This is a genomic window from Brevundimonas sp. (genome assembly GCF_031082345.1).
Classification (GTDB): Bacteria; Pseudomonadota; Alphaproteobacteria; order Caulobacterales; family Caulobacteraceae; genus Brevundimonas.
Window position 1 is genome coordinate 1 of record NZ_JAVHLH010000125.1, and the last position, 8,024, is coordinate 8,024.

The 8,024-nt window shown below is 68.5% G+C and carries 11 protein-coding genes and 1 tRNA gene; 8 read left to right on the plus strand and 4 right to left on the minus strand.

Annotated elements, in window-relative coordinates; genetic code table 11:
- On the minus strand, nt 1-464 hold a 464-nt coding region (locus RDU12_RS09310), incomplete at its 3' end, for an outer membrane protein assembly factor BamE (protein WP_308684502.1).
- 82 nt (nt 465-546) lie between these two features.
- On the opposite strand from RDU12_RS09310, the gene RDU12_RS09315 reads away from it, so the two are divergent.
- The 7 genes from RDU12_RS09315 to RDU12_RS09345 all read left to right on the plus strand — a co-directional run bounded on the left by RDU12_RS09315 (nt 547) and on the right by RDU12_RS09345 (nt 4,674).
- A complete protein-coding gene (locus tag RDU12_RS09315; RefSeq protein ID WP_308684503.1) occupies nt 547-1,080 on the plus strand; it encodes a ubiquinol-cytochrome C chaperone family protein in 534 nt (177 codons plus the stop codon).
- Nucleotides 1,077-1,589, plus strand: coding sequence for a DUF177 domain-containing protein (locus tag RDU12_RS09320; RefSeq protein ID WP_300291148.1), 513 nt, complete (start codon nt 1,077-1,079; stop codon nt 1,587-1,589). Before RDU12_RS09315 ends, RDU12_RS09320 begins: the two co-directional genes overlap by 4 nt.
- A gap of 89 nt (nt 1,590-1,678) precedes the next feature.
- Nucleotides 1,679-2,752: a phosphate acyltransferase PlsX gene (plsX, locus tag RDU12_RS09325; protein WP_300291150.1), complete on the plus strand. Its 1,074-nt coding sequence runs from the start codon at nt 1,679-1,681 to the stop codon at nt 2,750-2,752.
- Entirely contained in the window at nt 2,749-3,726 is a 978-nt protein-coding gene (locus RDU12_RS09330) for a beta-ketoacyl-ACP synthase III (protein WP_300291152.1), read from the plus strand. Before plsX ends, RDU12_RS09330 begins: the two co-directional genes overlap by 4 nt.
- 75 nt (nt 3,727-3,801) lie before the next feature.
- On the plus strand, nt 3,802-4,110 hold the full coding sequence (locus RDU12_RS09335) for an integration host factor subunit alpha (RefSeq protein ID WP_259551353.1): 309 nt from the start codon (nt 3,802-3,804) through the stop codon (nt 4,108-4,110).
- Between the two features lie 6 nt (nt 4,111-4,116).
- On the plus strand, nt 4,117-4,542 hold the full coding sequence (locus RDU12_RS09340) for a MerR family transcriptional regulator (protein ID WP_300291155.1): 426 nt from the start codon (nt 4,117-4,119) through the stop codon (nt 4,540-4,542).
- Between the two features lie 55 nt (nt 4,543-4,597).
- Nucleotides 4,598-4,674: transfer RNA gene (locus RDU12_RS09345), tRNA-Pro, on the plus strand.
- A 52-nt stretch (nt 4,675-4,726) separates the two neighbouring features.
- On the opposite strand, the gene RDU12_RS09350 is transcribed toward RDU12_RS09345, so the two are convergent.
- Both RDU12_RS09350 and RDU12_RS09355 read right to left on the minus strand, forming a co-directional pair.
- Nucleotides 4,727-4,930, minus strand: coding sequence for a DUF2842 domain-containing protein (locus RDU12_RS09350; protein WP_300291157.1), 204 nt, complete (start codon nt 4,928-4,930; stop codon nt 4,727-4,729).
- A gap of 1 nt (nt 4,931) precedes the next feature.
- A complete protein-coding gene (locus tag RDU12_RS09355; protein WP_300291159.1) occupies nt 4,932-5,183 on the minus strand; it encodes a transglycosylase in 252 nt (83 codons plus the stop codon).
- Between the two features lie 136 nt (nt 5,184-5,319).
- Here RDU12_RS09355 and RDU12_RS09360 point away from each other — a divergent pair, with 136 nt between their 5' ends.
- Entirely contained in the window at nt 5,320-6,387 is a 1,068-nt protein-coding gene (locus RDU12_RS09360; RefSeq protein ID WP_300291160.1) for a COX15/CtaA family protein, read from the plus strand.
- Here the strand turns inward: RDU12_RS09360 and RDU12_RS09365 are convergent.
- The gene (locus RDU12_RS09365; RefSeq protein ID WP_308684504.1) at nt 6,356-7,768 is read right to left on the minus strand and encodes an alkaline phosphatase PhoX; all 1,413 of its coding nucleotides are present in this window, start codon (nt 7,766-7,768) and stop codon (nt 6,356-6,358) included. The two genes, RDU12_RS09360 and RDU12_RS09365, sit on opposite strands and share 32 nt — an antisense overlap.
- Nucleotides 7,769-8,024 lie beyond the last annotated feature (256 nt).

Sequence of the window (8,024 nt, forward strand, 5' to 3'; positions counted from 1 at the left end):
CGCTGGCCCGGTTCGTTCTCATCCGTCCGCGGCAGCTGGCCGCGGCCGACGTTGCCCAGCAGTTGTTCAAGGATCGTCAGCTGGCGGCCCCGCGTCGGGGTCTCGCGCCCGTTCATGGCGATCTGCTGACCGTCATCGAGTCCGAGGGTGCGGACTTCGGCGACCTGGCCGGTGTCGTTGAAAGTGATCTCGGTCACCGTCCGCTGGGTCACATGCGGCCTGTTGTAGGTGTATTTCTCGGTCACCTGGCTGATGTAGTACCAGATGTTGTCGCGTTCGAAGGTCGAGGTCGTCGACGGCGTGCCGAGCTTGGTCAGGACGGTCTGCTTGGTGTCGGTCCCCGCCACGATGTCGGCTGGCTTGGCGTCGATGGCCTGAAAGCCGTTCTGGCCGACGACCGGAGCGCAGGCTGCGGTCAGGGCGGCGGCCGACAGGGCGGCGAAAAGGAGCTTGGTACGGAGCATGGACGGCGCCTGCGAGAGAACAAGGTCTTTGACCTAACCGGACCCGAGCCTTAGTTCAACGGCGCGGCGGAAAAGGGGCCGCATGATCATGCTTCAGAATCTCTTCCGACCCCGTCCCCGCGAGCGCCTCGGCGAGCCCCTGTATGAACTGGCGGTGCGGCAGGCGCGGGAACCCGCATTCTACACGACGCTGGGGGTCGCCGACCGGATCGACGCCCGATTCGAACTCTACACCCTGCATGTCCTGCTGCTGGTGATGCGGCTCCGGGACGAAGGCGAACGCGGTGCAGAGGCGGCCCAGGCCTTGTTCGACGCCTATGTGTCCGCCCTGGACCATGCCCTTCGGGAGCTCGGGGTCGGCGACATTTCGGTCGGCAAGAAGATGCGCAAGCTGGGCGAGGCCCTGTACGGCCGGATGACGACCTACGAGCCGACCCTGCGCGATGGAGATGCGGCCGCCCTGGCCGCAGGCCTGGCCCGCAATGTTTTCGAGAGTGATGACCCGGCCGCCGGCGAAGTGCTGGCGGCCTACGCGCTGGCCAGCCGCGCCCGGCTGGCGGCGCAGGCGTTCGCCGCTGTGACGGCGGCGCCGGATTGGGCGGAGATCAAGTCATGAGCGGCATGGACCTGCCCTACAGCGAACCGGTGCGCCTGCATCAGGTGGGCGCGGGTGTGAGCCGCACGCTCGAGCCGGACGCGGCGACGCGGGGCCGGATCGCCAAGGCCCTGGACCTGGCCTCCCTGGACTCCTTCATCGCCGAGATGACGCTCGCCCCGGCGCCCGGCGGCTGGCGGCTGTCCGGACGGGTAAAAGCCAGCCTGGCCCAGATCTGCGGCATCACCCTGGAGCCGCTGCCGGTCGAGATCGACGCCCCGTTCTCCATCGCCCTCGCCGAAGCTGTGGATGAGGACTCCGATGAGATCGTCATCACCCTGGACGACGAATCGCCCGATCCGATCGAGGGCGGGCAGGTCGATCTGGGTCAGTATGCGGTCGAACAGCTGGCCCTCCGGCTGGACCCGTTCCCTCGCAAGCCCGGGGCCGAATTCGTGCAGCCGCCGGAGCCCGCCGAAATCTCGCCCTTCGCCGTCCTGAAGCAGCTGCGGCCCTCCGACGAAGGTTGACGCAAGGGCGGCGCGGTTGCATCCCCCCGGTGCGGCGCTATCGTCGCCCCAGACAAGCGCCGGGCAGGGCGCGACGGAGTCGAAACGGCTTGTCATCCCCAGTTCTGATTTCGCTCGACGCCATGGGCGGGGACCACGGTCCGCCGGTCGTGGTCGCCGGGGTGCGCGACTATCGGAAACGCCACGGCGGCGCCGGCGTACGCTTCCTGCTGCATGGCGACGAAGCGTCGATCCGGGCAGAGATGGCGAAGAACGGTCTCGGCGAGGACGTCTGCGACGTGCGCCACACCGACAAGGTCGTGGCCATGACCGAGAAGCCCGCCCAGGCCATGCGCCGGGGCAAGGGGTCCAGCCTGTGGAACGCCATCGAGGCCGTGAAGTCAGGCGAGGCGGGCGCTGTCGTCTCGGCCGGCAACACCGGCGCGCTGATGGCCATTTCCAAGCTGCTCCTGCGCATGTCGGCCCATGGGCTTGAGCGTCCGGCCATCGTCGCCAGCTGGCCGACGCTGCGGGGCGTCACCGCCGTTCTGGACGTCGGCGCCAATGTCGAGAGCGACGCCGAGCAACTGGTCGAGTTCGCCATCATGGGCGAGGCCTTTCATGCGGCCGTCCATGGCGGCGACAGGCCGACCATCGGCATCCTCAATGTCGGCTCCGAAGACATGAAGGGGCATGAGGAGGTGCGCGAAGCCGCCCGCATCCTGCGCGAGGGCGGTTTCGGCCTGGCCTACAAGGGCTTTGTCGAGGGCGACGACATCGCCAAGGGCACGGTCGACGTGGTCGTCACCGACGGCTTCACCGGCAATATCGCCCTGAAGACCGCCGAGGGCGTGGCGCGGTTCATATCGGCGCTGATGAAAGAGGCCCTGACCTCCAGCGTGTCGGCCAAGGCCGGCGCCCTGCTGGCCCTGCCGGCCCTGCGGCGGATGCGCCAGAAGATCGATCCCAGCGCCATCAACGGCGGACCGCTGCTGGGCCTGAACGGCATTGTGGTGAAGAGCCACGGAGGCGCCGACGCCAAGGGATATGGAAATGCGATCCGCATCGCTGTCGACCTGGCCCGCAGCGACTATCTGAAGAAGGTCAGCGAGAGCCTGAACCGGCTGACCATCGTTCTGGAACAGCCGGCCGTCGACAGCGTGGCCATGGAGACCCCCCAGTGAGCGTCATTCGCAGCGTCGTGACCGGCGTCGGTTCCTATCTGCCGGAACAGGTCGTGACCAACGCCGACCTGGCGAAGATCGTCGACACCTCGGACGAGTGGATCGTCGAGCGGACCGGTATCCGCCAGCGGCACAGGGCGCGCGACGACCAGCCGACCAGCGACCTGGCGGTCGAGGCGTCGAAGCGGGCGCTGATCGACGCCGGTCGCAGTCCCGAGGACATCGACCTGATCGTGGTGGCGACGACGACGCCGGACATGACCTTTCCGTCTGTGGCCTCGATCGTCCAGCGCAAGATGGGCATTCCGACCTGCATCGCCTTCGACGTCCAGGCGGTCTGCTCCGGCTTCGTCTATGCGCTGAGCGTGGCGGACGGCTTCGTCGCACGCGGCCTGGCGAAATGCGCCCTGGTCATCGGCGCCGAGGAGATGACGCGGCTGATGGACTGGACCGACCGTTCCACCTGCGTCCTGTTCGGCGACGGCGCCGGCGCGGTCGTCGTCGAGCCGCGGGAGGGGCAGGGGACCAAGGCCGATCAGGGCCTTCTGGGCTTCGCCCTGCGGTGCGACGGATCCAAGACCGACCTGCTTTACGTCGACGGCGGACCGGCCACCACGGGCACGGTCGGACATCTGCGCATGGCCGGCAATCAGGTGTTCCGCCACGCCGTGGTCAACATCGCCGAAGCCATCACCGCCTGCTGCAAGGCGTCGGGCATCGAGATCGCCGATGTCGACTGGTTCGTGCCGCACCAGGCCAACCAGCGCATCATCAAGGGCGTCGGCGACCGGCTGGGCCTCGACGAGGCCAAGGTGATCTCGACCGTGGCCACGCACGCCAACACCTCCGCCGCATCGATCCCGCTGGCGCTCGATGCAGCGATCAGGGACGGCCGCATCAAGCGCGGCGATCTGGTTCTGATGGAGGCCATGGGCGGCGGACTGACCTGGGGCGCCTGCGCCTTTCGCCTGTAGGGCGCATTTCGCCTTTCCATTTGAAGGCGCTTGCTCTTTTATGCGCACGACGGACTTTTTGAGGGGAGCGGACCATTGGCTCAGCACCAGACCCTGACGCGGGCGGACCTGTGTGAGGCGGTCCACGAGGAGGTCGGCCTGTCGCGACAGGAGTGTTCGGCCATGGTCGAGCGGACGCTGGAGCTGATCATCGAGTCGCTCGAACGCGGGGAGACGGTCAAGCTGTCGGGCTTCGGCGTTTTCCAGGTGCGCGACAAGCGGGCCCGGATGGGGCGCAATCCAAAGACCGGCGAACCGGCGGCGATCCACCCGCGCCGGGTGATCAGCTTCCGCGCCTCCCAGATCATGAAGGGCCGGGTTCACGACGCCGTCGTGAGCGCCTGACGCCCCGTGGCCAAGAGCCCCAACGCCTTCCGGACCATTTCCGAGGCCGCTGACGAGGTCGGGTCGCCGCAGCATGTGCTGCGCTTCTGGGAAACCAAATTCAGCTTCATCACGCCGCTCAAGCGGGCTGGGGGGCGGCGGTTCTATCGCCCGCAGGACGTGGTGCTGTTGAAGGCGGTCAAGCGGCTGCTGCACGAGGACGGCCTGACCATCAAGGGCGTCCAGAAGCTGCACCGCGAGCAGGGCCTCAAGCGATTGGCGGTCCATGGCGATCCGGAGGGCGCGGTGACGTTCGAGCCCGAGAACGGCGCTGCTGCGGCGTCCGTCCCGCCGGCCGCCACCGGAACTTCGTCGGTCCGCCTGCGTCAGGTTCTGGCCGAACTGGAAGGCGCGCGGGCGCGGATCGAGGCCGTTCTTTCGAGAACAGCCTAACCGGTCGCTTTTGGGTTTGCGGGGCGACGGCGCCCCGTCTATAGGGAGCGCCTCTCGGAGCGTGGCGCAGCCTGGTAGCGCACTTGACTGGGGGTCAAGGGGTCGCAGGTTCGAATCCTGTCGCTCCGACCATCTTCCCTTGACCCGGTCCCCAACTCGATAGTCGCCAGAGCGACCCGGACGGTCATTTCCGGCGGCCGCCCTCGGCCCATTTGAACAGCGGATAGAGCGGCACGCCCCAGCCGATGCCGGCAACGGCGTAGACCACGAGGTCGATGAGCTGTCCCGGCGGCAGGGCGCCGCGCAGGGCGATGGCGCCCCAGATCCAGAACACGAGGAAGGCCAGGACGCCGAGCATGGCGATGAAGCGGCGGGTGCGAGGACCCATCTCAGCGCTTGTTCCGGAACAGGAAGAAGGCGGCCAGGGCGATGACCGAGGCGGCCAGAGACCAGCCGACCCAGATCCAGCCGTCCATGGTCGAGACGGCGAAGACCCGCACGGCCAGGAACCAGCCGGCGACGGTGGCGACGCCCGAGACCAGCGAGGTGGCGAACAGGCCGCGGCGGCCGGTCACCTGGTCGGCGGCCCAGGCCAGGGCGAAGGCGCCGAGAATGGCGATGACGATGTCGGCGTATGGCAACCGCGTTCTCCTGACCTGCGGCGCCCCGACGCCGAAAACCGACTCGATCTCGCCCCGTTGGGCGGGCATACCGCTCAATCGGGCGCCGGACCAGCGGCGCGCCGCTCAGTGTAACGGTCGGGATAGCGGGCGTCGAATGAAGCGTTTCATCGGGGGCGATCAGAGTAGGGCGGTGGCCGTCTGGCTGTTCGTGACGGCGGCGCTGGTGTTCGCGATGGTGGTGGTCGGCGGGGTCACCCGGCTGACCGGATCGGGCCTGTCGATCACCGAATGGAAGCCGATCATGGGCGCCCTGCCGCCGATGAACGCGGCGGACTGGGCCGAGGCGTTCGAGAAATACCGGACCATCCCGCAGTACGAGCAGGTCAACGCCGGCATGACCCTGGGCGAGTTCAAGGGCATCTTCTGGTGGGAGTGGTTCCACCGGCTGCTGGGACGGCTGATCGGGGTGGTGTTCGCCCTGCCGTTCGCGGTCTTCCTGGCGCTGGGGCGGATGCCGCGACGGTTGATCGTTCGCTGCGGGGTGCTGCTGGCGCTGGGCGGTCTGCAGGGGCTGATCGGCTGGTGGATGGTGTCCAGCGGTCTGAGCGAGCGGGTCGATGTCGCGCCGGAAAGGCTGGCGACGCACCTCGGTCTGGCCCTGCTGATCTTCATGGGGCTGATCTGGACCGGGCTGGAGGCCTGGAATGGCGAGGAGCATTCGCGCCATCCGGTCGGATGGAGCCGGGGGGCGGCGATCCTGCTGGGCGCGGTCTTCCTGCAGTGCCTGCTGGGCGGGCTGGTGGCGGGGGCCAAGGCGGGCTTCGTCTACACCGACTGGCCGATGATGAACGGCGAGTGGCTGGCGCCGGTGGAGTGGGGCATGGGCGGTCTGGCCTTCCTGCACGACCAGGCGCTGGTGCAGTTCAATCACCGGCTCGTGGCCTATGGCCTGCTGATCGGGGGCACGCTGTACGCGGTGCAGGCGTGGCGCTGGCGGCTGGCCGAGGGGCTGGGGGCGGCGGCGTTTGTTCTGGCGCTGGCGTTGTGGCTGCAGGCGGCGCTGGGGATCGTCACCCTGATCAACGCCGTGCCGCTGTGGCTGGGCGCCCTGCATCAGGCCGGGGCGGCGCTGGTGCTGGCGGTCGCGACGGTGAACCTGTGGCTGGTCCGCCGGTCGCAACCGCGCCTGTTCATGTCCGGACCGAGGTCCAGGGGCCTCTGATCGCCAGGGTGATGCCGGGGTACATGATGTTGACGAACAGCACCTGGCCGTCAGGCGAGAAGACCGCGCCGGCGAACTCGCTGTTGCCGGCGAAGACATTGCGGCCGATCGTATAGGCCTTGCCGTCCGGGGTGACGCCCTTGAGGTGGTTGCGGATGTCCGAGGAGTAGTTGTCCTCGCAGACGATCAGATGACCCCAGGGGGCGACGATCAGGTTGTCGCCCATGTTCAGGGTCCGCTGGTCGGCGCTTTCGAGGAACAGCTGGAGTCGGCCGGGACGGCGGGTCTCGCCGCGGCGGCCCTCGTCGCGCGAGGGGACGTAGCGCAGGATCTGGCCCCGGCGCAGCGGCCCGCCCGAGGTGGCGGTCATGTACAGCTCGCCCTCGCCCCAGAAGATTCCCTCGCCCCGCGCCACCCGGGCGGCGCCGGCGGCATGGCCGCGGAAGCGCAGGTCGGCGTTCGGCGATTCGACCTCGTCCATGTCGATCCAGACCACCTCGCGCCAGTCGCCGACGGCCCATTCGCGGGCCTCCTGGTTGGTGGTGTCGGCGCCGGGCTTGCCCTTGAAGGCCATGGCCTGCAGGCGGCCGCCGTCGATCAGCTTGCCGGGCGTGGTCGGAATGAAGCGGTAGAACAGGCCGTCGTTCTTGTCCTCGGTCAGATAGACGACGCCGGTGCGGGGATCGATGCAGACGGCCTCGTGATCGAACCGGCCCATGGCCTTCAACGGCACGGGATCGACGAGGCCGGTCGCGGCGGCGGGGACCTCGAAGACATAGCCGTGGGATTTGGTCACATCGGCGTCGGCCGGGGTGTCCTCGGTCTCCTCGCAGGTCAGCCAGCTGCCCCAGGGGGTGTGGCCGCCGGCGCAGTTGGTCGAGGTGCCGGCCAGCGACAGGTGCTGGCTGACGGTCCGGCGGCTCTCGAGATCGTAGACGAGGGTCGTCGTCCCGCCGGGCAGGGGGCGACCGTCCTTGTAGGTGTCATAGCCCTTCGCCGGGTCGAGCAGGCCGATGCGCTCCTGATGGAAGCCGCCGGGGCCGAGGTTGCGGTGCAGACCGCTGGAGCCCTTGAGCTCGTGGTTGCGGACCAGGGCGACCTTGCCGTCGCCGAGATCGAAACAGCCCATGCCGTCGGGCTGGCCGGGGACGAACAGGCCGTCGTCCATGGTGTCGCCGCTCTGGGAGATGACCTGGTAGGTGAAGCCCTCGGGCAGGTCGAGGAGGCGGTTGGGATCGCGGACCAAGGGGCCGTAGCCGTGGACCTGGTTGACGTAGGTCTCTTCGGTCGCCGCCGTCTGGGCGCTGACGCTGCGGGCCAGGCCGGAGAAGGCGAGGGCGGCGGCGGAGCCGGTGAGAAGATCGCGACGCTGCAGACGCATGGGAGACTCCGGGACGGGCAGGGGGTTTACGCGGGACATAGCCGACGGTCATCAGGGTTCTGTGACGGTTCTCCCTCCCCGAGGCGGGGAGGGAGAGTGCAGGCATGACTCTTCGCCGCTCGTGACCGAGCGGGTGGGGAGAGAGCGGGACAGCCAGGCTTCGCCCGGTTGCGAATGAGTTTACCGTTTCGACGAGACAGGCTGCCCCGCGCGGTCGATTTCCACACGACCCTCCGGCTGGCGGGCCGATTGAGCC